At 30.4% G+C, this 24,696-nt stretch carries 23 protein-coding genes; 1 reads left to right on the forward strand and 22 read right to left on the reverse strand.

Annotation, left to right across the window (positions count from 1 at the left end):
* Window position 1: 1 nt before the first annotated feature.
* From ACJBCC_RS10180 to ACJBCC_RS10265, 18 genes are all read right to left on the reverse strand, one after another.
* Complete coding sequence (locus tag ACJBCC_RS10180; protein WP_299098145.1) at window positions 2-1,324, reverse strand: hypothetical protein; 1,323 nt, start codon at window positions 1,322-1,324, stop codon at window positions 2-4.
* Window positions 1,308-2,492: an O-antigen ligase family protein gene (locus ACJBCC_RS10185; protein WP_407557109.1), complete on the reverse strand. Its 1,185-nt coding sequence runs from the start codon at window positions 2,490-2,492 to the stop codon at window positions 1,308-1,310. The genes ACJBCC_RS10180 and ACJBCC_RS10185 overlap by 17 nt, the downstream gene beginning before the upstream one ends.
* Window positions 2,479-3,261 (reverse strand): hypothetical protein, encoded by a 783-nt coding sequence (locus tag ACJBCC_RS10190; RefSeq protein WP_299098147.1) that lies wholly within the window; start codon window positions 3,259-3,261, stop codon window positions 2,479-2,481. The genes ACJBCC_RS10185 and ACJBCC_RS10190 overlap by 14 nt, the downstream gene beginning before the upstream one ends.
* A 61-nt stretch (window positions 3,262-3,322) precedes the next feature.
* A complete protein-coding gene (locus ACJBCC_RS10195) occupies window positions 3,323-3,757 on the reverse strand; it encodes a serine O-acetyltransferase (protein WP_299098148.1) in 435 nt (144 codons plus the stop codon).
* Window positions 3,757-4,866: a glycosyltransferase family 4 protein gene (locus tag ACJBCC_RS10200; protein ID WP_299098149.1), complete on the reverse strand. Its 1,110-nt coding sequence runs from the start codon at window positions 4,864-4,866 to the stop codon at window positions 3,757-3,759. Before ACJBCC_RS10200 ends, ACJBCC_RS10195 begins: the two co-directional genes overlap by 1 nt.
* Window positions 4,863-5,747: an NAD(P)-dependent oxidoreductase gene (locus tag ACJBCC_RS10205; RefSeq protein ID WP_299098150.1), complete on the reverse strand. Its 885-nt coding sequence runs from the start codon at window positions 5,745-5,747 to the stop codon at window positions 4,863-4,865. Before ACJBCC_RS10205 ends, ACJBCC_RS10200 begins: the two co-directional genes overlap by 4 nt.
* Window positions 5,738-6,820 (reverse strand): CDP-glucose 4,6-dehydratase, encoded by a 1,083-nt coding sequence (rfbG, locus tag ACJBCC_RS10210; RefSeq protein WP_299098151.1) that lies wholly within the window; start codon window positions 6,818-6,820, stop codon window positions 5,738-5,740. The genes ACJBCC_RS10205 and rfbG overlap by 10 nt, the downstream gene beginning before the upstream one ends.
* The gene (gene rfbF / locus ACJBCC_RS10215; RefSeq protein WP_299098152.1) at window positions 6,811-7,587 is read right to left on the reverse strand and encodes a glucose-1-phosphate cytidylyltransferase; all 777 of its coding nucleotides are present in this window, start codon (window positions 7,585-7,587) and stop codon (window positions 6,811-6,813) included. Before rfbF ends, rfbG begins: the two co-directional genes overlap by 10 nt.
* A 93-nt stretch (window positions 7,588-7,680) precedes the next feature.
* On the reverse strand, window positions 7,681-8,913 hold the full coding sequence (locus ACJBCC_RS10220; protein WP_299098153.1) for a hypothetical protein: 1,233 nt from the start codon (window positions 8,911-8,913) through the stop codon (window positions 7,681-7,683).
* Window positions 8,914-8,924: 11 nt separating this feature from the next.
* On the reverse strand, window positions 8,925-10,082 hold the full coding sequence (locus ACJBCC_RS10225; protein WP_299098154.1) for an oligosaccharide flippase family protein: 1,158 nt from the start codon (window positions 10,080-10,082) through the stop codon (window positions 8,925-8,927).
* Between the two features lie 5 nt (window positions 10,083-10,087).
* Entirely contained in the window at window positions 10,088-11,299 is a 1,212-nt protein-coding gene (gene wecC, locus ACJBCC_RS10230) for a UDP-N-acetyl-D-mannosamine dehydrogenase (RefSeq protein ID WP_299098155.1), read from the reverse strand.
* Between the two features lies 1 nt (window position 11,300).
* Window positions 11,301-12,428: a non-hydrolyzing UDP-N-acetylglucosamine 2-epimerase gene (gene wecB, locus ACJBCC_RS10235; RefSeq protein WP_299098156.1), complete on the reverse strand. Its 1,128-nt coding sequence runs from the start codon at window positions 12,426-12,428 to the stop codon at window positions 11,301-11,303.
* 116 nt (window positions 12,429-12,544) lie between these two features.
* Window positions 12,545-13,417, reverse strand: a complete 873-nt coding sequence (gene rfbD / locus ACJBCC_RS10240) for a dTDP-4-dehydrorhamnose reductase (protein WP_299098157.1) — start codon at window positions 13,415-13,417, stop codon at window positions 12,545-12,547.
* Window positions 13,411-13,959 (reverse strand): dTDP-4-dehydrorhamnose 3,5-epimerase, encoded by a 549-nt coding sequence (gene rfbC / locus ACJBCC_RS10245; protein WP_299098158.1) that lies wholly within the window; start codon window positions 13,957-13,959, stop codon window positions 13,411-13,413. Before rfbC ends, rfbD begins: the two co-directional genes overlap by 7 nt.
* A 114-nt stretch (window positions 13,960-14,073) precedes the next feature.
* On the reverse strand, window positions 14,074-15,126 hold the full coding sequence (locus tag ACJBCC_RS10250; protein ID WP_299098159.1) for a hypothetical protein: 1,053 nt from the start codon (window positions 15,124-15,126) through the stop codon (window positions 14,074-14,076).
* Window positions 15,127-15,129: 3 nt separating this feature from the next.
* Window positions 15,130-16,812, reverse strand: coding sequence for a DUF6909 family protein (locus tag ACJBCC_RS10255; protein ID WP_299098160.1), 1,683 nt, complete (start codon window positions 16,810-16,812; stop codon window positions 15,130-15,132).
* A 33-nt stretch (window positions 16,813-16,845) separates the two neighbouring features.
* Window positions 16,846-18,348, reverse strand: a complete 1,503-nt coding sequence (locus ACJBCC_RS10260; protein WP_299098161.1) for a GH3 auxin-responsive promoter family protein — start codon at window positions 18,346-18,348, stop codon at window positions 16,846-16,848.
* 197 nt (window positions 18,349-18,545) lie between these two features.
* Window positions 18,546-19,415, reverse strand: a complete 870-nt coding sequence (locus ACJBCC_RS10265; protein ID WP_299098162.1) for a M23 family metallopeptidase — start codon at window positions 19,413-19,415, stop codon at window positions 18,546-18,548.
* Between the two features lie 114 nt (window positions 19,416-19,529).
* Between ACJBCC_RS10265 and ACJBCC_RS10270 the strand changes: the two genes are divergently transcribed.
* Window positions 19,530-19,709 (forward strand): twin-arginine translocase TatA/TatE family subunit, encoded by a 180-nt coding sequence (locus ACJBCC_RS10270; protein ID WP_299098163.1) that lies wholly within the window; start codon window positions 19,530-19,532, stop codon window positions 19,707-19,709.
* Between the two features lie 54 nt (window positions 19,710-19,763).
* On the opposite strand, the gene ACJBCC_RS10275 is transcribed toward ACJBCC_RS10270, so the two are convergent.
* From ACJBCC_RS10275 to ACJBCC_RS10290, 4 genes are all read right to left on the reverse strand, one after another.
* Window positions 19,764-20,744, reverse strand: a complete 981-nt coding sequence (locus ACJBCC_RS10275) for a DUF4837 family protein (protein ID WP_299098164.1) — start codon at window positions 20,742-20,744, stop codon at window positions 19,764-19,766.
* 21 nt (window positions 20,745-20,765) lie between these two features.
* Complete coding sequence (locus tag ACJBCC_RS10280; RefSeq protein WP_407557110.1) at window positions 20,766-22,325, reverse strand: LysM peptidoglycan-binding domain-containing protein; 1,560 nt, start codon at window positions 22,323-22,325, stop codon at window positions 20,766-20,768.
* A 129-nt stretch (window positions 22,326-22,454) separates the two neighbouring features.
* Window positions 22,455-23,423, reverse strand: coding sequence for a hypothetical protein (locus ACJBCC_RS10285; RefSeq protein WP_299098166.1), 969 nt, complete (start codon window positions 23,421-23,423; stop codon window positions 22,455-22,457).
* 9 nt (window positions 23,424-23,432) lie between these two features.
* Window positions 23,433-24,620, reverse strand: coding sequence for a phosphoglycerate kinase (locus tag ACJBCC_RS10290; protein WP_299098167.1), 1,188 nt, complete (start codon window positions 24,618-24,620; stop codon window positions 23,433-23,435).
* Window positions 24,621-24,696: the final 76 nt, after the last annotated feature.

Consider the following 24,696-nt stretch of genomic DNA (forward strand, 5'->3'; position numbering starts at 1 on the left):
TCTAATATTCAATTTTAGATTCTAACAATAAATTTTTACCGCTGTTGGTTGTTTTCAACTTATGAACATATTCAATGGTAATTTCTGTAGTGGGAGAAAAACGTTCTGTCATGAAATTAATCAAAAACAATTCGTCCTCATACCTATAAGTATCTGACTTAATAATTTTTATCTTTAACTTACCTTTTGTTTTTTGAAAATACTGTAATCCCTTTATTTTAGTATAAAATTCCCCATGCATATTAAGAGCTGTAGGCGAAACATAACTTTCGTCTTTGTTATAAATTCTTAAATCCTCTCTACGGCTAAGAATTTCATTTAATGTGCATTCTCCATTTGAATTATACTTTTTGTAAGAAGTATAATCTCCTGTTTTATACTTTATTAAGGGATAACCAAAATTATCTAAGCTGGTACCAACTATTTCTCCTACTATATTTTCTTCTGTAATTGAGTTACCGTTGGTGTCAACTAAATCAAAAAATCCATATTGATGTAAAACCTTGTGTTCACCAGTAGCGAAATCTCTATAAATGAGTATTAACCTTTCAGAATGGCCATAAACTGAAATAACTTTTAGATTTAACTTTTTTTCAAATAACAATTGTTGATATTCTAAATAACTTTCTGAACTCAGAAAAACTCCTTTTAAAAATTTTAAATCTAAACTTTTTTGATAACAAAAATTTAAAAAATTGTATGCAGATGAAGGATATGCCTGTAGGTAATTTATTTTAAGTTTTTTAATAATTTTATAAATTTGCATGAAATACAAATCGGTATTTCTAAAGGCGTCAAATACAACTTCTCTTGTTATTGGGTTAATTTTGTAATCTCTATCTTCAGATAAACTAGTATTCCTAAGTACAGCACGTAATTGATTGGTATACCCTAATTTTTCCCAAAGAAAATGAAAATATGCATATTCCTTTTTATATCTGTTTTTAGGAGAATAATATTTTGCAGGTATACCAGTTGTTCCTCCTGATGTTACAACTTCATAATCTCTACTTTTATATACTTTCGAAAAAAAATGTTCCTCCTCATCAACAATTATTTTTTTATTGATAAACGGAAAATCCTTATACTTAATAGTGTTATAATCGCTGTAAAAAGGGACGTTATTTACAACAAAATTTAGCATACTTTTTAAGGAATCTAATTGAGGAGGTGCTACAAGTGATATGGATCTTTTTATTCTACGATATTCCCTTCCTAAAATGACGTTATTATTAGGTAGAATTAAATAAACTAAATAGGCTAAAGAATTGTTTTTACTCAGTTTTTCGTTAAAAACTCTAGCAATTTTACTTATAAGCTTCATTTTTTTTAAAATTCCAATTTAATATCAAAGATAGTAGTAATGCAAAAATAACAATGCCGTTTTGCCTTTCTAAAATAGACTCAGTTAGCATAAAGCAAATTAACACTATGAATACTGAAAACTGGTATGCATAGTAGTCATTAAATATTTTCTTAATCCAAACCCAAAAACAGAAAAACCAGACTATAATTGCCATTAAGCCAAAATATATATAATATTCTAAAAATTGGTTATGCGCATTATACTTGTGTTTAACACCTTCGACAAAATTAAATTCATTATAGGCCGTATAAACGTGTTTTTTATCCGTACCACTTCCAACACCAAAATATATATTTGTTTCTTCTACCGCATCAATTACAGCTTGCCAATGTAATATACGTGTGCTTAAGGTTGGAGTGTTTATCCCAAAATCTTCTTGCCCATTCTCTCTTTTCTGAAAATTTGGAGTAAATAAAAAGCCGAAAGTTAATAAAGAAATAATAGGAATGCTTGTCAATGCCTTTTTACCGTACTTATTGTATAAAATTGGTAGCGTCCCAATACCAAGGGCAAAAATGCTCATACGAGAACTTAATAAATATAAAAAAAATAATAGAAATAATACACAAACCCAATGTAAGCGTTTACTTTTATCAAGTACTATTAAGTACATATTAGTAAGTATTACTATAACACAAAACAATGCATAATAAGTCGTATGGATATTTAATAACAACGCGAGATTTTGATTGTAAAAGTAATTTCCAAAACCCATATACGTAAAATAAGATGCTTTTATCAATGCAAAGATTGCACAACAAATAACAGCTATACTAAACCATTTTAAAATATATTCTAGCTTTTTTAAGCTTATTTCTTGACTAAAAATTACTAAAGGAATCGCAAGTAATGGAAGGTTTTTAACAATATTTTTAAAGCCAATATCTAAACTATCTGAATAGGTTAAACCTATTATAAACATAAGAAACCAAATAGAAACACTAAAAAATTGAAATCTCTTCTGTTTTAAATTTGCAATCTTATTTGAGAAACCTCGAGAAAATAACGAAACCGCTATCAATACAATTAAAGCCTGAGAATTTAAGCTGTATTTTGGCATTGGTAGTGTAATAACCACTAATATTAGTGCCAGATTTTGTAAATAGTCCCAATTAATTTTTTTCAACTCCAATTAGTATTAATTTAGCTATAAGCTCTTGCGCTAATTTATGATGTCCTTTATAGTTAAGATGAATACCATCATCTTTAAAATACGTACTCTTATTATATTCTGATATATTGAGATAATGTAACTTACTAGAATCAGCTTTCACTAAAGTGTTATGAACAATTATAATTTCTTTCTCCTCATTTAAGGCAACAAATTTCTTTAGATTAGTTTCAAAATCCTCGCGATTTTCAGGTAAACCTAAATACAAAATGACTATATCGGTATCATTAAATTTTAAATTATTTAGAAAAATATCATTTGATGTATAACTATTCTCAAAATAATAAGGAAAGCCAAATACATCCTTTTTATTACCTACAAAACGCACATTTAATTTTTCTGAAATCCATTTTCTGGTATATTTTCCTTCGCGCCAACCCATTTGAGAATCTCCAATCATAGCAATGCTTATGCCTTCTTTTTGGTTTAATAGCAAATTACTTAGACCTAATTGAATATCGCCTTGTAGATGTCTAGGATACTCGTTAATCCAATGCACACCGATAAAAGTTAGTGTATCTTTATTTGTTTCTATTCTTTCTGAACGAAAGTAATGTTTGTTATTAATTACATAAGTTTTTTGATTATTTAAAAACAAAGCATTTTTAGGATACACTTTGAACCTATTAACCTCATAATCAATGATTTTAACACTTGCTATTTCTTGATTCTCTGCTTGATTCCAATTGTAATTTAACACAAAAAAATCTTCTTTTGCATTCATTAAAAAGTTAATACTCAAATAGCAAAAGAGAAAAGAAAAGATTAGATATAAGGTTAAGTTGCTAGGTAATTTCATCTTTGATACGTATAATTTTTGCAGGAACACCAACGACTATAGCATTATCTGGAACATTATCTATAACAACAGCATTTGCACCTACTGTTACATTGTGTCCTATACAAATTGGACCAAGAATTTTACAACCTGTTGCGAGGTAAACATGGTTTCCTATAACAGGAACCTCTGGATGACCAGATCGTCCTCCAATAGTAACATTAGTTCCTATTTGACAATTATTACCAATAACTGCTTTTTTATGCACAACAACACCTATCCCTCCATAACCAAAATGAGACCCTTTACCTATTTTTGCTTGATAAGGTATACTAGAATTATAAATAAGAAAAACACATAGCTTCAATAACTGAGGTAATATTGGGATTTTATAACGATATAAAACATGAGCTAGACGGTATATTTTGTAAGCATTTAGCATTAGTTTAATAGAGTTTTATATGCGTTATGTAATTGATTAATAATTAAAGGTAAGGCTAATTTATTTACGTATGTTGTTCTTGCATTTTTACCTAATTCAATACCAAAATCTTTGTTCTTTTCTAAAGTTATAATTGCTTCATTAATTAGTTGAATATTACCAGCCTCCACAAACAATATATTTTCTCTGTTTCCAAAGAACTCTGGCACAGCGCCTACTTTTGTTGAAATAATAGGCATGCCAGCAGCTGCAGCTTCAATAATAACCAAAGGGAAATTCTCTGTATATGAAGGAAAAATAAAACAACCAGATTCTGAGAAATACTTTACTTTATCTTTTAATGACAACTTATCTGATCTAATTAGTTTAACGTTTGATAGTTTGTGCTGTTCAATAATATTAGAGACTTTCTCAAAATCGCCTGTTTCTTCGCTGTTACCAATTAAAACAAGAGAGAAATCTTTATTGAGCTCAGCCACCTTTAATAAATCATAGGTCCCTTTTCTCTTACCTAAACTGCCTACAAACAAGAAATCTGAATTTCTATGTGTACCTTTTACTTTTTCAATTGCTTTAACAAATTCTTCGTCAATTGGATTATTAACTATTTTTATTTGGTTTTTAAACCCATTCTCCTCAAAAAAAAATTTCCAATATGTACTAGCTACAATAATCATGTCTACATTTTTAAACATAATTCTTGCTATTTTTCTTCGAATTGGGTTCATATTAATCCAAAAGCTTTCGAATGACCCACCGTGTAAATGAGCTATAGTTTTTTCTGTTCCAAATAATTTGGCGATAGCTATCATTACCAAACTTTTCTCCATGCTCCAAAAAGAATGTATGGAAAAATGAAAAATTTGAGGGTGAAGCTTTCTAACTAAACGAATAAGGTCTAGTTGTTGTTTTAAAAAATATACTATGTTATAAAAATTTAACTTTGATAAACTCGTCTTTCCTTTATTTCTGTCTGTAAAAAAACGAATGACTTCATAATTCGCATCTAAATTATTCTTAAAAACAGTATTTAAAAGCGATATGGAACCATGATTATCTTTTTTAAATGGTCCTAAAATTATTTTAGTTTTCTTTTGAGTTTTGCTCATTTAAAAAGTTCTTTTGGGGTCCAACCTAATTCCTTTTTAATCTTATTATTATCTCCAATCATTTCCCAAATTTCATTCTTTCGATAAGGTAATTTTCCAAAATTTATTACAGAATTACTTTTTAAATTTAATTTAAATTTCTTTGCTAAATCCCTGATTTTAACACCTTTTCCGCTACAGACATTGTATGTGTTTCCTTGGGCAACATTTTGTGTTGACAATATTAAGGCATTAATAACGCTTTCTACTGCCAAAAAATCTCGTTTTTGTTCCCCTAAAGTCATATCAAAACCTTCATTATTTTTTAATTTTTCTACTAAATCAGATATAAAAAACCCTTTAGGCATTCCTTCTCCGTAAAAATTAAATAGTCGTAAAATCGTATAATTCTTATTATAGATTTTTGAATAGGTTTTTATTGCGTTCTCAGCATTTAATTTAGATAAAGAATAAGGAGAAGCAGCAATTACTTCATCCGTTTCTAGATACGGTTCTGATGTGCTCAGACCATATACCTCACTAGTGCTTGTAAAAATAAAATTAGTAAAACTGACGTCTTTTAATGCTCTTAACAAATTTAAAGTCCCACTATAATTAACAGCAGAAATATTGTTAATATTATCAAAGTCTCTATTTCTATCTAACTTGGCTGCTAAGTGAAATATAAAATTGGGTTGAATTTTATTTATTTCTTCTTTTAAATTGTCAAAATTGGTAATATCTATATCTATATGCTTAATATGGTTCTGCTCTTGTAATGTAATATCAAATGAAAAGACTTGAGCACCTAATAAATAAAGTTTTTCAAGTAATAAGTATCCTAAAAAACCCTGTCCACCAGTTACTATAATTTTTTTATCCTTTAAGTTTTTTAAGTCCAAATTGCATTCTTATTTTTTGCATTCTCTATAAAACTAATCAAATCGTTTTCAGTATTTATTTGATCATTTTCAATAAAATCTTTATACCATAAGATTGTTTTCTCAATGGTAATATCAAAATCCCAAACGGAGTTCCATTTAAGTTTTTTGTTGGCTTTAGAACAGTCTAACATTAACAAATTAGCTTCATGGTGCATGTTTTTATCTGTACCAATCCTAAATTTTATTTTTTTCCAATGTTTTTCAGCTTCTTTTACCACTTCATTTACTTTGAGATTATTATTTAAATCTGGCCCAAAATTCCAACCTCCGGCGTATTCTTTTTTACCTAATAATAAATTCCAGCCTAATACCAAATAACCACTCAATGGCTCTAAAACATGTTGCCATGGTCTAGTTGCTAGGGGATTTCTTATTTCTACTTCTGTACCCTTTTCAGCTGACTTAATTATGTCTGGTATTAATCTATCTGCAGACCAATCTCCTCCTCCAATAACATTGCCTGCTCTTCCACTTGCAAGCAACTTTTCATTTCCATTAAAGAATGATTTTTGATAAGATGTAGTTATAATCTCTGCACATCCTTTTGATGCACTATAAGGGTCATAACCACCCATAGCATCATTTTCTCTATATCCCCAAATCCATTCTTTATTATCGTAACATTTATCACTAGTTACATTTACAATAGCCTTTACAGATTTTGTGTTTTTTGAAGCTTCAAAAACATTTACTGTACCCATAATATTGGTATTAAATGTTTCTGTTGGATTGTCGTAAGAATACCTAACTAAAGCTTGAGCTGCTAGATGAAAAATTATTTCGGGTTGATATTTTTTAAATACTTTATTTAACTTTTCAAAATCCGCTAGATTGCCAATAATTGAGGTGTAATTTTTTTCTAATAAATTATAATGACTAGGTTCCGTCACAGGTTCTAGAGCGTATCCAATAACCTTTGCTCCCATTTTGTTAAGCCAATACACCAGCCAAGTGCCTTTAAAACCCGTGTCACCTGTAACTAAACAAACTCTGTCTTTATATATGCCACCAAATAATGATTCTATTTCCATATTTTCCATTTGGCATTATTATTATCCCATAATTCATTTAAAACTTTATTATCTCTTAATGTATCCATTGGTTTCCAAAAACCAAAATGCTTGTATGAATAAAGCTCTCCTTCTTTTGCTAAATTTTCTAAAGGCGTTTTCTCAAAAACGGTTTTATCTCCTTCAGTTATATAATCGAAAACATTGGGTTCACAAACAAAATAACCTCCATTTATCCATGTGCCATCACCTTTGGGTTTTTCTTCGAAAGAAGCTACTTTTTGATTTCCAACAATTTTTAAGGAACCAAACCTTCCTTCTGGTTGAACGGCTGTCATTGTTATTGTCTTGCCGTGATCGATGTGTGTTTTTAAAAGCTCATCAATATTGATATCTGCAACACCATCTCCATAGGTCAGCATAAATCTTTCACCGTTAATTAAATTTTGAATTCTTTTTATTCTGCCTCCTGTCATCGTATGCAACCCTGTATCGATTAAAGTTACTTTCCAAGGCTCAGCTGAATTGTTTAATATTTCAATATTATTATTTTTTAAATCAATTGTAACATCACTTTGATGTAAGAAATAATTTGCAAAATACTCTTTAATCACATAGCCTTTATAACCCAATAATATAATGAAATCGTTAATACCATAACTTGAATACGTTTTCATTATGTGCCATAAAATAGGCTTACTACCAATTGTTACCATTGGTTTAGGAATATTTTGCGTTTCCTCACTTAATCTAGTCCCAAAACCACCAGCTAATAGTACTGCTTTCATATAAATATTTTATTTCTTAATTATGTATAACCATAACCGCTACTGCATTTTTAGAATAAAACTTTTTAGTTATATTCTCTAATATCAACTATTTTATTTAATCTTTACAAAAGAACTCTCAATTATTGGATAAACAAATAATATTGTCATAGTAAGCATTACAAGGTTATTTATTGAAAACGAAAATAAGCCATCAAAAAATAACATCCCACAAATAATACACAAAATCTTTAGTTTACCATAATTTATTTTTTTTAATATAAATGGTGATAAAAGAACTAACATATAGGCTAAACCACCTAAAATTCCTAATTCAACAAATAAGTGCGGATAATAAGTATCTGTAGTAGCTAAAAAACCGGTATCGTACCAATTAAAATCAATTTCTTCATAATATGGAGAATTGTATTTTGTTGATGCTGGGCCTCCAAAAACACCTATTCCCTTTCCTAATAAGTTAAAGTCCTTAAACTCATTGAACATAGCTCTATAGGATTCTGACCTTGCTGAATTTCCTTCTGTTATGTATAGTTTTAACCTTACCTCTATTGATTTTTCGATTGATGTACGTATCTCATTTCCTACTATGATATAAAGGCTTAATAATATAAAAGGTAATATCAATAAGTATTTTAACTTCTTATAATACTTAATTGCAAGCGTGATTATAAAAAAACCTATTGTTTTAAACGAAGTACTAATAAATACACCTATTGTAAAAATGGTTAAACAAGTTTTTCGGTACTTACCATAATAGTAATAATATGTTAGCCAAAACGCAATAAAATTTAGAATACCGTATGCGCCAAAAAAGATTACTAAACCAGTCGCTCTAAGAACACCAAATGTTTTTGGTGACCAGTAAACTGTTCTGTTTTGACTCTCTATGAAATACCTTGCATAGAACCATTGTCGCTGTGGATCAATATAAAAATGATAATAATTTTTAAATTGTGCAATAAAATTAATTAAAGTAAAGACAATAATAAACCCAACAAAAAGTTTCAGCTTGTGTTTATTATAATAACCATATAAAAGTACTGCAATAGGAAAAAAATATCTAATACCGTCTTCTAAAGCTGCATTATAGTTGAATGATCTTGTGAAGGCTATTACAAAAAAAAACAAAAAAATGAATACTGCTAATGCTAATTTATTAGGTATTCTAATTTTTAACCAGACAGGACAGGTTAAAACTAAACACGTTAAGACCTTAATTGGAGAAGATAAATTAGGATATAAATAAGCTATAATTTCGCCTACAAAAACCATTATGATTGGTAACAGTATTATAAAATCATATAGGTATTTCAGTTTTAACTTCATATAATTTTAAATCACACCTTATTGTTAAGCTTAAGTAATAATACAAATCTAATGAGCAAGGTTGCTAGACTTGAAACCGCTATACCCATCAACCCAATCTGGCTATATAAAAAATAGCTTAAAACAACATTGCATGATAATGCAAATAGGTTAATTACTAAGTTCTGTGAAAACAATTTTCTTATAATAATTACAGCGCCATAAGATACTGATAACGCTTGAATAAATTTAGCTCCTAAAATTATTAAAAAAACATAAAGAACCGAACTATAGGCTTCAAAATAAAAATGCGTTAAAAAGATAAAGATAAAGACTAAAGCAACGGTCATTATTAATACCAGTCGAAAGATTTTAACTCTAAGGGTTCGTGCATATTTTAAATTCTTTTTTAGCTTTTCTATATCAACTTGAACCAAGGTTAAAGGTATAATTATTAAAGCATTGGCTATGTTTAAAGAAAAACTATAATTTGCTATTTCTACATCTGCAGAATTAGAAAGGATTTTTATAATTAATATATCAGTATATAAAAACATCATATTTGCAAAATTGCTCACAACTATAGTTAAAGAGCTGAAAATAAGCTTTTTAAAAAGCACCCAGTACTTTTTTAAAATCCTTAGAACAATTTTGTTTTTATAAATGAAAAATATGGTGTAAACCAATATTAGAGGCAACAATAAGTAGTTGACATATACAAATGCCAAGTTGGGCTTGTCAAAATAAAATATTGAAATTAGTACAGTAGAGTAAAATACTAAAGATATGATCGATTTATATAGCGAAGCATAATTACTGCCTTTGTAAGTTAAAATAAATGGAGCTACAATACCATTATTGAAAAAAACAGAATGAAAGTAAATAGGTATTAATAGGAATAGATAGTTAAAAATACTAAGCAATGGTGTAACCAATACAGCTAAAGTGGTAATAAACAATAATGAAATTACGGTAAAGTATTTTTTGCTTTCATTACTTTTTGGGTAGGTCATTATCAATGTAGGCAAACCAAACGTAAGCATTGCTGCACCAAGCTCAATTATTTTTTTATAAAATTCTAAGCTTCCATAATTTTCTTTTGTAAGGTAAAATGGAGCTATTAGAAGAATTAAATATTCTAAACCTCTGCTAAATAATATTGAACTACCATAAAAGAAATATTTTTTCAAAATTTTTATTTTCTAACACCACAAAAATCTAAAATAATTTGATTTGGTTTAATATTAATTTTTGAAAACTCTTTATGCGCGACTAAGAACACTATAATATCTGCTTTCTCCACTGCTTCTTCATAATTAGTTAATTTAAAAACATTATGGTTTTTTATATTGGGCTCAACAATATAATACATTTCATTGTTCGAGTTTTGTAATACTGTTTGAGCAATATATTTAGCAGGAGATTCTCTTAAATCATCAATATTAGGTTTAAAGGCTAAACCCATGAGTGCTATTTTGGGTTTATATCCATTTTTTATTTCAAACTCTAATTTAGCTGTTTGTACTTTTTCGGCACACCATAGAGACTTGTAATTATTAATTTCTCTTGCTTTACTAATAATCTTAGATTCTTCTGGGTAATCAGATACTATAAAATAAGGGTCTACTGCTATACAATGTCCTCCCACACCACAACCTGGTTGTAAAATATTTACTCTTGGGTGTTTATTTGCTAATTCTATGAGTTCCCAAACATTAATGTCTGCTTTATCACATATTAAAGATAACTCATTTGCAAACGCTATTTGTACATCTCTAGAGGAATTTTCTACGAGTTTACACATTTCTGCTGTACGTGCATTTGTTTTGTGTAAATCTCCTTTTATAAATTGTCTATAAAAATCAATTGCCTTATCAGTAGAAGCTTCATTTACACCTCCTATAACTCTATCATTATTTACCAATTCATACATTACATTTCCAGGTAAAACACGCTCTGGACAATATGCTAGAAATAACTTTTCTTTTAACTCTGGGCGTTCTGAGTATATTAACCTCATCATTTTCTCAGTAGTGCCTATAGGTGAGGTAGATTCGATAATATATAAGTCTCCCGGTTTTAATAAAGGAATAATAGCTTTGGTTGCTGCCTCTACAAATGAGATGTCTGGCTTGTTTTTAGCCTTAAATGGTGTAGGAACAACAATTAAATAGGTATTAGCTTCAATAGGTTTGGTATTCGCTATTAAATATCCATTTTTAACAGCATCTGCAACTGCAGTATCTAAATCTGGTTCAATAATATGTATTTTACCTGCATTTATAATTTCGACAATTCTAGGGTTTATGTCTACACCATGTACTCGAGTGTTATTTTGTGCTATTAATGCTGCTGTTGGTAGACCAATATAGCCCAAACCCATCATTACTACTTCAGGTTTATTCATTTTATAAGTTCAAAATAAATTTAACAATTCGTTCACACGCTTTTCCATCTCCATAAGGATTATGAAGACTACTCATTTTCTCATAACGAACAGTATCTGTTAAAAGTGTATTAGCTTCATTAACAATTTTATCTGTATCAGTGCCAACTAATAACACAGTGCCAGCTTCTACTGCTTCTGGTCGCTCTGTTGTGTCCCTCATTACCAAAACAGGCTTGCCTAAACTTGGAGCCTCCTCTTGAACGCCTCCACTGTCTGTAATTATTAAATAAGAATGGTTCATTAACCACACAAATGCAGGATAGGATAACGGCTTAATTAACTTTATATTTTCGCAATCACTTAATAACTCAAAAACGGGTTTCTGAACATTTGGGTTTAAATGTACCGGATAAATTATTTGTACATCACTATGAAATTGTGCTATTTCTTTTAAAGCTGCACAGATATTAATAAATCCTTTACCATGATTTTCTCGTCTATGACCAGTTACTAAAATTAATTTTTTATTTGTGTCTAAATTAGCTTTTAAATACTCAACTTCAATATCCTCAAAATATTCAGCATTAACTGTTCTAGTGCTATAATCTAATGCGTCAATAACTGTATTTCCTGTAACTAAAACATGAGATTCTTTCACATTTTCATTTAGTAAATTATCTTTTGATGTCTTAGTTGGTGCAAAATGATAATCTGAAACTCGACCAGTAATACTTCTATTAATTTCCTCAGGAAAAGGGGAGCGTTTATTAAATGTTCTTAAACCCGCTTCTATATGACATACTTTTGCGCCAGAATAAAACGCTGCAATACTTGCAGACATCGTGGTTGTTGTATCTCCATGAACATATACGAAATCTGGTTTGAATTCTTCTAATATTGGTTTTAAACCAGTTATAATCTCAGCTGTTAAATTATAAAGGTTTTGATTAGGTTTCATTAAGTCTAAGTCATAATCTGGAATAATCTGAAAGAAATCTAACACTTGGTCCAACATTTCTCTATGCTGTGCCGTAATACACACTTTAGTTTCAAAGTCATTAGAATAATTCAAGAACGTCTTCACTAATGGTGCCATTTTTATGGCTTCAGGACGTGTTCCGAAAATGATAAGGTTTTTCTTCTTCATGCAAGAATTGTAGACAGTATTAAACTTAAAAAAATTATGATAGACATTGGTTTTACAAAAATACTATTATAAATGAGTTGACCTATAGTTTGTAATACTAAACGACCGTAATAGCGCTATGAATATTTGGTGCTACGGTTTACATTAGTAATGGCCGTTTCTAAGCTAATTTTCCAGTTTAGAATCTTTAATTTTTCTTTATTTTCTATTTTAATGGTATCTAACACGCTATACTTAGGTCGCACAGCTTTAGTTGGATAATCTTTACTTTCAATTTCGTTTAAAATTATTGGAGATTTACTTAGTTTAAAGATTTCTCCAGCAAATTCATACCAACTTATTGCCCCTTTATTACTATAGTGATAAAGACCATAAGACTTACTTTTACTTTCAATTAATCTCAATATAACATGTGCTAAATCTACAGCATATGTTGGGCTTCCTACTTGGTCGCTAACAACACTTATCTGTTCACGCTCTTTCCCAAATTTGAGCATAGTTTTTAAGAAATTATTTCCAAATTCTGAATACAACCAAGAGGTTCTAATTATAAAATGATTATTCAAAATTTTAGCGATTTCCGTTTCACCTTCCAGTTTAGTTTTACCGTAAATTCCTAATGGATTAGTAGCTGAATCTTCAGAGTAAGGCTCAGTTGCAGTTCCGTCAAACACAAAATCAGTGGACACGTGAATGAGGGTAACATTATATTTATGGCAAGCTATAGCCAAATTCTTAGCTCCTGTAACATTTATTTTATGAGCTAAAGCGCTTTCCGATTCAGCTTTATCAACATTGGTATATGCTGCACAATTAATGCAGTAATCAAACTGTTTTAAACTAAATGCAGCTTCTATTGACTTAAAATTTGTGATATCTAATTCAGAAGATGATTTAAAAATAAATTGAAGACTAGGGTGTTGTTGTGATATACTCTTTACACATTGTGCTAACTGGCCGTCTTTACCAGTAATTAAAACTTTTAACATGTTTCAGCATCTTTAAAGTTCGGAAGTATTAAATCCTTTTCTGAAAGAATAAAATCTGACTCTGGTAAAAACCAATTAATGTTTAAGTCTTTATCATTGTATATAATACCAGTTTCTGAATCTTTATTATAAAACTCATCACATTTATAGCTAAAAATAGTATTATCCTCTAATACTATAAATCCGTGAGCAAATCCTTTTGGAATAAATAATTGCGTTTTATTCTCTTCCGTTAACTCAATAGAAAAATGCTCTCCAAAGGTGTCTGACTCTCTTCTCATATCAACCACAACGTCCCATACACGCCCTTTAATAACCCTAACTAATTTAGCCTGACTGTACTCGCCTTTTTGATAGTGTAAACCTCTTAAAACGCCTTTAGAGGATTGTGATTCATTATCTTGTACAAATATTATGTCTAAATTTAATTTAGCATTAAACGCCTCTTGATTAAATGACTCTATAAAATAACCTCGTTTATCTTTAAAAATGTTAGGCTGAATAATAAAACAGCCTTTTAATTTTGTCTCCTTTACTACCATTCAACTACTAAATTAAAGTACTTCACTAATTTTTATGAAAATGAATTAAACTTTGCATCTCTATCCGTTTAGAAATTGCCATAAACTAATTAAGAATAAAATAGCTACAAATTTTTATTCATAGTTTTTTATGTAATTGAACGCTTTCAATCCTAAAAAGACTAATAGCATAAGTACTAAAGTTAAAACCGGAAATAATAACACATAACGTTGCCCTATACTTTTGTCTTTTTTTCCAATTTTATCAAAAGATGATAATACATCATAGTATGTATTCTCTTCTGCTACCATAAGGTTCAACTTGTTTAGGTTTCTTCTAATTTCCTGTTCTTTTAAAAATAAATCATATTCTTTTGTTGCCGTTTTCTCCTCTTGAACTGGTAATGCGCTACCAACTTCTAATGAAAATTTTGGATTTTTAGAATCGTTTTTAATAGCTTCTAAATACGTTTTTTGAATGCTGTCTAATCGATCTAATTGCATATTCAGTGACTTTCGCTCTATATAAGCCAAAGTATCTCTAACTTTCTTTTGGTGCTCAGAATAATTATTAATAAAAGTATTTTTAAAACCCTCATTTAAAAGCGAAAAAACATCAATTTTGTTAGATTTTGCGGTTATTGTAAACACTCTACCAGACATAAGGTCCCTTTTCTCTAAATAATCCTTATAATTGAGTTCATCAACTAAAGATGTATCTATAGACATAACATATTCATCATATTCAATAAACAAGTCATTTTGAGTTTCTGGTCCTGCCTTCAGCTCAAAACTCACAAGCTGACTAGCATCATTTTGTTCTATTTCAAAAATTTGTGATAACTCAGTATGGTTCTTAGACGTTATTAATTCATTAAAATAATTAATATTTGTAGCTAACTGATATTTAGAATCAAAATTTGGCTTTACAATCATTTCAGAGTAATATATTGGCTCACCTGATTTTTGCAAAACATATCCTAATATCGCAGTAATAACAAGCGCAGCTGCAACGATTTTAAAATGTACTACCAAAGGCTTGATGGCATAGATAATTGCTGAGAAAATGCCTTTAAATATGCGACCAATAAAAGCAAATAATTTCTCAAATAATTTGCCAATAGCATTAAATAATTGCCCTAAATCAACCTCTTCGCTTTGTGGTTGTTGTGGTAATTTTTCACTCATGTGTTATGAATTAAATATTTGTTCTAATATCTTCTTTGTAATCACGTATGTTGGTTTTACACCTGATGTTCCTAAACCTCCAGATGCTAATGTGCTTCCTGTTTCTAAAGGATTATCTGAAGCATAATACGCATATCTTACCTTCACGTCTTCATTAATACTACCTCTAACTCGAGATGCTGCTTGTATTGCTTTTTGATAATGCGCTCCTTCCATCTCTAATCCAATAACATTCCATGTAGAATTCTTAAAGAATTTCAAGATTTCTTTGTTTTGAAGTGAAGTTCCTAAAACAGTAACCATTGTTCCTTCATAAACTGATACACCACAATCTAATAAATCATCTTTGCTCAATTCATTTTTAAATGGATAATTGTCAGCTGTTCCCTCAAAAATATGAGCAGTAGGTATCATAACGTCTCCCTTTCCTCCTTCTAAGATTCCGGCTTTACCCATTATTGAAATAGATTTCACATCTAAATGCACCTTTTTACCATCAACCTTCATTGGTTTTAAAAACTCATCTAAGGTTTCATAAGCTTGTTCTCCAAAAGCATAATCCATCACAAAAATTACAGCTTTATCTTCTACCTTCTCTTCTAAATATTTAAATTCTGATTTTGAAAAATCAATCTTATCTGTATCAAAAATCTGAATGTCAATATTAGTTCCAGACGTATCCTTTATCTGAATCATCCCATTTTGCAACGCTGATTTCTCTACTTTATTGCGTAATGCTGAATTTTTTGAGTTACTTAAATCTTCATAGGTATCAAAAATATCCTTTTTTGCGTCTGCACCTTTTAATGTGCCTTTTGCAAATAATGAATTCATTACACTGTGCATATTTGCACTAATAATATGAATTGGTCGCTCTAACAAATCATTTTTATGTAATTCAGATTTAATGGTGTCTGCCCAAGCTTCTCCATGTATATGATGCCCTAAACGTTCTCTTAAAACAGGACTAAAAGTAATAGTTCGTTTGTTGTTATTTACCGTTTCTTCAATGGCTAATTTACCTAACCAGTACACTATTTGAAGTAAACGCTCAGGTTGCGTATCTGTGGCAAATTTTGGATAAGCTTCCGTTAATTCATTAAACGTTCTACCAAGAATATTAGCTGTATGTGTTATTGCAATTTCGCGTTCTTTTTGAGTTAGTTTTTTAGTTGACGTTACAGCACTTTCTAACTTTTTCCAATCTCTTACTGTAGTCCCTTCTTCATCAATTAAAACACGCTTGCTAATTTTATGAGATTCTACAAACAAGAAGGTTAAGTGGGTTAAAATATCATAAATCTCAGAACGACCTCTTGTAATTTCAATATTCATTTGCTCATCGTCTATTCGATAACAATTTCTCCTTCTTTTAGGTGGAATTATAGCTTTAAAATGCGAATTTGCATAACCTTCATCACTCGTAAGATTAATAAATGTGCACTCTTCAATACCATGAGGTAAACGGTCTACAACATAAAGTAAGCCTTCTAACTCTGCCTTTTCTTCTCCTATAGAACCATAAATTTCTGGACGTAAAAGCAATAACGCTTCACGTAATGTTTCTCCAGAAACTCCCATGGGTTTATAGAAACCACGATTAAAAAGATGACGCATAGTTATATACATTCGTTCTATGGCGCTAGAGCTTTCTTGTGCTCTGGTTCTTTCGTGTTTTTTCTTCATATTATTAAGCTATTTTAACACACAAATATAGGTTTATTTAGTCAGATTAAATTGGTGTAGATGGTCTGCAATTTTTCGGTCGTTAGAGAGTCTTGGTATTTTATTTTGTCCTCCCAATTTTCCTATTGATTTCATATAAGTTTGAAATCCATCTTTTTTAATTTTTGTAATCTTTAAAGGCCTTAAAACTTTCCCGTCTATTAAATCTAGATAATACGAATTTTGTTGTTTTAATGACGTTTCTAAAGCTTCTATTAATTGCGGTTCATTTTCTGGTTCGTTTTCAAATTCTATTAACCACTCATGATATGGCAAGCCTTCTTTAGGGTTAATTTGTGGTGCAACGGTAAATTCGTTTACCGAAATTGAGGTGTTTTCTGTGGCTTCTTTTAAAGCCTGTTCTACTTCTTTTCCTATAACATGTTCCCCAAAAGCCGAAATAAAATGTTTTATTCTTCCACTTACAATCACTCTATATGGTTTTAGTGATGTAAACTGAATAGTGTCTCCAATATTGTATGCCCAAAGACCAGCTGTTGTAGAAATAATCATAACATAATTTACGCTTAACTTTACATCTGCAATAGTGATACGTTTTGGGTTGTTTTCAAAAAAGTGTTCTGCTTCTATAAATTCATAAAAAATTCCTGAATCTAACTGAAGTAACATGCCTTTTTCATTTTGTTTATCTTGAAATGCAAAAAACCCTTCACTCGCAGGATACAATTCTATACTATCTACTTTTCGTCCTATTAAGTTTTCGAATTTTGCTCTGTAGGGCTCATAGTTTACGCCTCCAAATATGAAAAGATTGAAATTCTTAAAAAGGTCGCCAACGTTTTTACCCGACTTCTCAATCAATTTTTCAAAATACATTTGTACCCATGATGGAATTCCAGAAATGATACTCATATCTTCATTTATGGTTTCCTCTACAATAGCATCTACCTTGGTTTCCCAATCCTCAATACAATTGGTCTCTAAGCTTGGCATTCTATTTTTTTGAAGATATTTTGGCACATAATGCGCTACAATACCAGATAATCTTCCAAGTTTAATTCCATGTTTCTCCTCTAAAATTGGACTTCCTTGAAGAAATATCATTTTACCATCTACAAATTTTGCATTACCTGTTTCATGAATATACATTAATATAGCGTTTCTAGCAGCATTTACATGTGTAGGCATGCTTTCCTTGGTAATAGGAATATATTTTGCACCAGAGGTCGTCCCAGAGGTTTTTGCAAAGTAAATGGGCTTCCCTTTCCATAGGATATCTTCTTCACCGGCAACTACACGCTCTACGTATGGTTTTAATTCTTCGTAATCTCTTACTGGAACATTGTTTTGAAAATCTTTAAAAGAAGAAATTGAACTAAAATTATGATCTTTCCCAAAAGCGGTATGCTTTGCTTCTCCAATTAAATTTTCAAATACTTTTTGCTGTGTTTCAACAGGTTTTGAAGACCATTTTTTAATGGATTTATAAACACGTTTTGCAAATGGTTTTGCTAGAGCTGCTTTTAATGATAACATTATGTATTGTGCATTTTTAAACCAGTTAATAATTAAGATTTGTAGTTTTTTAAAAAACTGATACTTGACTGACGTCTGTTTTAAATATAAAAAGTTTCTGTGTTGTTTAAAGATTCTTGTAAAAGAATGTGTTCTGAAAAATACTAGTTTTTGTATTTCTTCAAACTAAAAGAAGAGAAATAATTTATAAACTATTTTCATTCAAAATCAATAAAATTTGTTGGATCAACAGAATAACCCTTACTCCACAATTCAAAATGAAGATGTGGTCCTGTGGTTAATTCGCCACCATCACCAGACATTGCTATAACCTCTCCAGATTTTACTAAATCTCCTTGTGTTTTTGTGATCGCAGAATTGTGTTTATATACCGAAATTAACTCTCGGTTGTGTTCAATAATAACCACAAAACCTGTTTCTACAGTCCATTCTGCAAAAATTATTGTACCATCCGCTGTTGCTTTTACTGGTGTATTAATTGGTACTACAACATCTACTGCATAATGTTTCTCTTCAAAATCATATCCCTCAGAAATAGTACCATTTACTGGTGGAAAAAGCACATAACTCGATTGATCACCTTCAACTTCAAATAAATTATATTTATCTTCTTTATCCACTTTTAGTCTCAGTAGAGAATCTTCCCGGTTGGTAGGTACTTGTAAAATATCTAAGTCCGTTTTAGCTGCTTCAATTATAGAGTCTCTATTAAATTCTAAGGTGGCTACATCACCTGTCAATACTTTTCTAATTGAGGCGTAATATTTTTTATTTAATTCTAACTCTTGAACTAATGAGTCGGTTTTATAATTGAGCATTGTTGCCTTCTTCTTTAATTTAGCAGACGAATAACCAGGAATATATTCCCTTAAAGGTGTAAAAGCAATTAATAAAACAGTTAAAAATATAAGAGAAATGGCAGAAATCGATGTTAGAATAAAAACATTGAGACGCGTTAATTTTATAGCGAAGCGTTCTTCAAAAGTATCTTCGTTTAATATGACTAAACGGTACTTATGAAGTAGCTTTTTAGCTAATTTTTTTTCCTTTTTTTTCTTTTTTGCCATTAAAACAAAATTAGTTAAAATACTCTAATAGCAATATATTAAAGTCCTAAAGTTAATATAACAACACTATTATTAAACTATAATTACTAACTTTGCACCATTAAATTAAAAGTTATGAGTTTAAGCATGTTACCATTAATGATTGGAATGCCACAGGTAATTCTTATCGCAGTTGTTGTTTTATTGATTTTTGGTGGAAAAAAAATACCAGAATTAATGAAAGGGTTAGGAAGTGGAATTAAGGAATTTAAAGATGCTAGTAAGGAAAATGATTCTTCAGAAAGTAAAGAATAATATTACACTTCTTAGATATAAAAAAAAGCCAACTTTGTAAGTTGGCTTTTTTTATTACTTAATCGTTATGGACTTAATCATAGCTTCGAGTTCAAAAATATAATCTCGCTTTGGTAGCGATGGTGCATATACATAGCCATCTGCTAATAAATACCTGTTATTAATTTTATCTTCTATGGCGTAAGTAATAAATGGACCTGCCATACTGTAGCCTTGCATGTCCCACATTCCTCTTACTTCGTAAGCTGGTTTATTGTCTATAATAGTTTTAAACAAAGAAGGTACATATGCATCTTCTACAGCCATATAGATACCGTCTTCTCCAGGGATTTTAGTTTTAGTAATATTATCTCTCATCTTTATAATATCTACTATAGTGCTGTCGCCTTGAGAAATGGTTTCCATTGGCACTTCATATAACATAAGTTCAATGGTTTTTGAGTTTTTAAGGTTTTTACGGATCCAGTAAAAATCTTCTTCTGCCTTACTAATTCTATATGCTGAAGGAATATCAATAGTTATACCTAATTGATCTTCCATTTCTTTATCAGTTAATAAAGAAAGATTAATACGTCTTAATTTTTCTTTTACTTCTTCTTTATTAAAAGCATCGAATATTTTATCACTATTCTCTTTTAATTGATCTATAATCTCTTGATTAGTTTTACCACTAACAACAGCAACCGTTTGCGGTTTGGCATATACGTCATTTACAATCTTTGTCGCTGCTTCTAAATCTCCTTTTTCAATTTTTAAAACAATTCTATTTCTGGCTGCAAAACCATCAAAAACCTGTGGTGGTATTTGCCTCATGCCAAACATAGGTTCTTCAGTCGGTAAACCATTTAATGGTGCTGCGAAAATATCTCTAATAGATTCTCCTACACTGTCTTCCCATAATACATTATCAGCAACTATAGATATTGTGTTTAGATTTCCGTTAGAATCTGGTAAATACATTTTGCTATCCTTTTTATCTGACTCGCCACAAGCCAATAGCAATACGCTTAATAATACGGTATAAAACGCTTTCATAAGTTTTAGTTTTGATGGTTTTTATTCAGAAACAATTAATATCATTCCTATTTTTAGTTTATTACTACTAATATCGTTCCAATCTTTAATATTCTGAACAGAAACTCCAGAATATTTTTGCGCAATAGTCCAAAGAGAATCTCCTGACTTTACCTTATACGTTTGTTTGCCTTCTGTATTTAATACTTTTTTAGGCGGTTTTGGTGGACTTGAAGCACCTTGATTTCTAGGATAAATAGTTAATCGTTGTCCTATTTTAAGGTTATTACTTCTTAAGCCATTCCATTGCTTTAGCTGACTTACTCTTACGCCATGTTTTCTAGCAATTTTTCCTAAGTAATCACCATCTCTAACGCGATAACTAATTTTAGAATCAGAACTAAATACTTGTGGTAATGGTTTTTCGCGTTGATTAAATTCCGCATTTGCAAATGCATAGATTTTGTCTTCATTAGTTACAAAAGGCCCAACAGCCTCTCTCGGCAATCTTAAAGCGTACGTTTTTCCTTCAACTTTAGGAATAATGTCTAATTTATAAGCCGGATTTAAAAACTGTAATTCTTCAATTTTAACACCTGTAACTTCAGATACATGATCTAACGATATCATTTGTTTTACATGTACTGTATCTGTTTGAATTAATTGAAATGGTGGACGCTCTGGCTTAAAACCATGTTCTTCGGCATATTCAAAAATATACATGGTCGCTAAAAAAGCAGGCACATAACCAGCTGTTTCTCTTGGTAGATTACTTCTAATGTTCCAATAGTTTTTATAACCACCAGATCGTCTAATGGCTTTATTCACATTTCCTGGTCCAGAATTATATGCTGCTAATGATAAATCCCAGTCGCCAAAAATGCGATACATTCTTCCTAAATACTCTGCAGCTGCTTTAGTAGATTTTATAGGATCACTACGATCGTCTACATAACTACTAACATCTAGATCATGTTCTTTGCCTGTACCGTACATAAACTGCCAAATCCCAGTTGCTCCAACTCTAGAGCGTGCTCTTGGTTTTAACGCAGACTCAACAATGGCCAAATATTTCATTTCTAACGGAATATCATGGTTGTCAAATTCTTGCTCAAACATAGGAAAGTAAAAATGACTTAATCCCATTAAGCGCTCCATAGAAGTACGCCTATGCTTCAAATAACCTTTAATTACACTTTCTAAAGATGTGTTGTATTCTACATTAAAAGGCGTTCTTGCATTAAGACGTGCCAGCCTTGCTTTTAAAGTATCTTTAGATAACTCAGGGTAATAAACTGGCGCATACTCTAATTCTGTAACCGATTTATAAATAGTATCAAAAAGATTATTATTGTATAATTCCTCTAACCATTTAGCATCTAACTCTGCAGCTTCTGGTAAATCTTTAAGGTTCTTAATTGATGTAGTATCTATTTTTGCCTTTATCTCTTTTCCATTAGAAAAGAGCTTTCCATCTACAACTTCACCTTTATTTGAAACAGTATTAGACGTTGTTTTTGAAATGCTATCTATTTTAGTTTGGGAAAACCCACTAAATAAAGACATACATAGGCAAGCCAATAAAAACATTTTTGATGTCATGGTTTACAAATTGCTTCTTAATAATCAACGTAAAACTATAACGCTGGAATCGCTAAAAATAGTGTTTTTTACGGTATTAGCTAAAAATTGATAATAGTTGTTAAGGCTTTATACTTTTTTAAACCTCGATTAATTTGGTATAAAATAAAAAACCGGTGAACTTCTAAAGTTTGGTTCACCAGCTATATTTGTTTTAGTAACTTCTCCGTTGTTAGTATTTATTACACCTGTTTCATTGCGACCATCACCTCTATCAAAATATTCAAAAGCGTTGTCTGCTTCATCATATCCAATGGATGAATGTCCTAAAAACGAATAACCATCTGTAATGTCATATAGAATATTACCTTGTATGTTAGCTAAATACTCGTGCGTTTCGTAATTAATTATCTTTCTCCCAATTATATACTTACCTGTAGAATTACCAAAACCTTGAAAGAAATTAAAACTAAAATTTGTGTTTTCACTAATGAGTGTAAATGAATTTAGATCTACTAACTTTATTCGTTTTAATGACGAATTAAATACACTTTCCATTAAAATTAAAGTATCATCTTCAAAAAACGTACTGAATTCAATTCCATATCGATCCATTCCAAAATTTGCAGTAATATTTCTTTCTAAAACTTCCGATCCATTTTCAAAAGTTTTTAAAACTGCATTGTAATCACTGAGACCAAAAATTGCGTGAAACCTACTTTCAGATTCAAAATAGATTTCACTTATAAGATCCTCATTTTCATTAAATGTAATTATGGACTGTTGTGGTGTATAATAGTATTCTTCAGAACTGAATAACTCTGATAAATTAATTTTATTAAGAGTTACATTGTTTGAGAAATCATTTCTGGTAATAAAAAAAATCTCATTTGTATTCTCATTATTATAATAACCTAGAATACCCAAAATGCTATTTTGCGAATATATTTTTTTTATAACCTCATTTGATTGGTCACCAATAAATACAACATCGCCATCATAACTAAACAACACTTTATATCTCACATCCAACGCTCCATTTGATGAAGAATCATCACTAGAAGAGCATCCCAAAGACAAGAATAGAATACTAAAAAATAAAATTCTATATAAACTCATATCTGAAGATTAGCTTAAAATAGCAGCAATACCTGGCAAAGTTTTACCCTCTAAGCTTTCTAGCATTGCACCTCCTCCTGTACTTACATAACTTACTTTGTTTTCAAAACCAAATTGTTTTACAGCAGCGACAGAATCGCCTCCTCCAACAAGAGAAAAGGCACCATTTTGAGTTGAGTTTGCAATAGAATTACCAAGTTCTATGGTTCCGTTAGCAAAACTTTCTAATTCAAAAACGCCTAAAGGACCATTCCAAAGAATCGTTTTGCATTGGTTAACAACAGCATCAAAGTTTGCTATTGATTTAGGACCAGCGTCTAAACCTTGCCATCCGTCTGGTATTTCTGTAACATCACAAACTTGAGTATTTGCATCATTACTAAAGGCATCTGCAGCTATAACATCTACAGGTATATGAATTTGTACACCTTTTTCTTTTGCTTGCTTTAGAATATCTAAGGCTAATTCCATCTTGTCGTCTTCACAGATAGAATCTCCAATTTTACCACCTTGTGCTTTTATGAAGGTAAATGTCATTCCTCCTCCAATTATTAGATGATCTACTTTGTCTAGTATATTCTCTATAACGGTAATTTTTGAAGATACTTTTGCTCCACCTAATACAGCTAAAACCGGCTTTTCACCATCTTCCATTACCTTTTTAATACTCTCAATCTCTTTAGCTAATAAGCTACCAAAACACTTGTCTTCTGGGAAAAATTGAGCCACAATTGTAGTAGAAGCATGCGCTCTGTGTGCTGTACCAAAGGCATCATTCACATAGATATCGCCTAATTTTGATAATTGCTCAGCAAAATCTTTATTTCCTTCTTTTTCTTCTTCGTGAAAACGTAAATTCTCTAATAATAAGATTTCACCTGGCTGCAAAGCATTAGCCATTTCCTCAGCTTCAGAACCAACACAATTACTAGCAAATTTTACTCCAACACCTAAAACATCTTCAATTTTTGGAATGATATGTTTTAACGAAAATTCTTCTTGCACACCTTTTGGTCTACCCAAGTGTGACATTAAAACACAACTACCACCATCTTCTAATATTTTAATGATTGTTGGCTTAGCAGATACAATTCTAGTAGCATCTGTTACCTGAAAATCATCATTTAATGGCACATTAAAATCTACTCGGATTAATGCTTTTTTATTTTTAAAATTGAAATCGTTTAATGTCTTCATGAGAATTTAAATAAGAGGTGAAAAAAACTGTTTTGAATCACAAATATAAAGATTACCAAGTTAAAAAATAGACTTT

The sequence above is a fragment of the Winogradskyella sp. 4-2091 genome (assembly GCF_045765065.1).
Classification (GTDB): domain Bacteria; phylum Bacteroidota; class Bacteroidia; order Flavobacteriales; family Flavobacteriaceae; genus Winogradskyella.

What these genes read in the sequence shown, in the direction of transcription:
- ACJBCC_RS10180 (WP_299098145.1), bottom strand. Translation starts at nt 1,324, where the DNA reads ATGAAGCTTATAAGTAAAATTGCTAGAGTTTTTAACGAAAAACTGAGT.
- ACJBCC_RS10190 (WP_299098147.1), bottom strand. Translation starts at nt 3,261, where the DNA reads ATGAATGCAAAAGAAGATTTTTTTGTGTTAAATTACAATTGGAATCAA.
- ACJBCC_RS10195 (WP_299098148.1), bottom strand. Translation starts at nt 3,757, where the DNA reads ATGCTAAATGCTTACAAAATATACCGTCTAGCTCATGTTTTATATCGT.
- ACJBCC_RS10200 (WP_299098149.1), bottom strand. Translation starts at nt 4,866, where the DNA reads ATGAGCAAAACTCAAAAGAAAACTAAAATAATTTTAGGACCATTTAAA.
- rfbG (WP_299098151.1), bottom strand. Translation starts at nt 6,820, where the DNA reads ATGGAAATAGAATCATTATTTGGTGGCATATATAAAGACAGAGTTTGT.
- rfbF (WP_299098152.1), bottom strand. Translation starts at nt 7,587, where the DNA reads ATGAAAGCAGTACTATTAGCTGGTGGTTTTGGGACTAGATTAAGTGAG.
- ACJBCC_RS10220 (WP_299098153.1), bottom strand. Translation starts at nt 8,913, where the DNA reads ATGAAGTTAAAACTGAAATACCTATATGATTTTATAATACTGTTACCA.
- wecC (WP_299098155.1), bottom strand. Translation starts at nt 11,299, where the DNA reads ATGAATAAACCTGAAGTAGTAATGATGGGTTTGGGCTATATTGGTCTA.
- wecB (WP_299098156.1), bottom strand. Translation starts at nt 12,428, where the DNA reads ATGAAGAAGAAAAACCTTATCATTTTCGGAACACGTCCTGAAGCCATA.
- rfbD (WP_299098157.1), bottom strand. Translation starts at nt 13,417, where the DNA reads ATGTTAAAAGTTTTAATTACTGGTAAAGACGGCCAGTTAGCACAATGT.
- rfbC (WP_299098158.1), bottom strand. Translation starts at nt 13,959, where the DNA reads ATGGTAGTAAAGGAGACAAAATTAAAAGGCTGTTTTATTATTCAGCCT.
- ACJBCC_RS10250 (WP_299098159.1), bottom strand. Translation starts at nt 15,126, where the DNA reads ATGAGTGAAAAATTACCACAACAACCACAAAGCGAAGAGGTTGATTTA.
- ACJBCC_RS10255 (WP_299098160.1), bottom strand. Translation starts at nt 16,812, where the DNA reads ATGAAGAAAAAACACGAAAGAACCAGAGCACAAGAAAGCTCTAGCGCC.
- ACJBCC_RS10260 (WP_299098161.1), bottom strand. Translation starts at nt 18,348, where the DNA reads ATGTTATCATTAAAAGCAGCTCTAGCAAAACCATTTGCAAAACGTGTT.
- ACJBCC_RS10265 (WP_299098162.1), bottom strand. Translation starts at nt 19,415, where the DNA reads ATGGCAAAAAAGAAAAAAAAGGAAAAAAAATTAGCTAAAAAGCTACTT.
- ACJBCC_RS10270 (WP_299098163.1), top strand. Translation starts at nt 19,530, where the DNA reads ATGAGTTTAAGCATGTTACCATTAATGATTGGAATGCCACAGGTAATT.
- ACJBCC_RS10275 (WP_299098164.1), bottom strand. Translation starts at nt 20,744, where the DNA reads ATGAAAGCGTTTTATACCGTATTATTAAGCGTATTGCTATTGGCTTGT.
- ACJBCC_RS10280 (WP_407557110.1), bottom strand. Translation starts at nt 22,325, where the DNA reads ATGACATCAAAAATGTTTTTATTGGCTTGCCTATGTATGTCTTTATTT.
- ACJBCC_RS10285 (WP_299098166.1), bottom strand. Translation starts at nt 23,423, where the DNA reads ATGAGTTTATATAGAATTTTATTTTTTAGTATTCTATTCTTGTCTTTG.
- ACJBCC_RS10290 (WP_299098167.1), bottom strand. Translation starts at nt 24,620, where the DNA reads ATGAAGACATTAAACGATTTCAATTTTAAAAATAAAAAAGCATTAATC.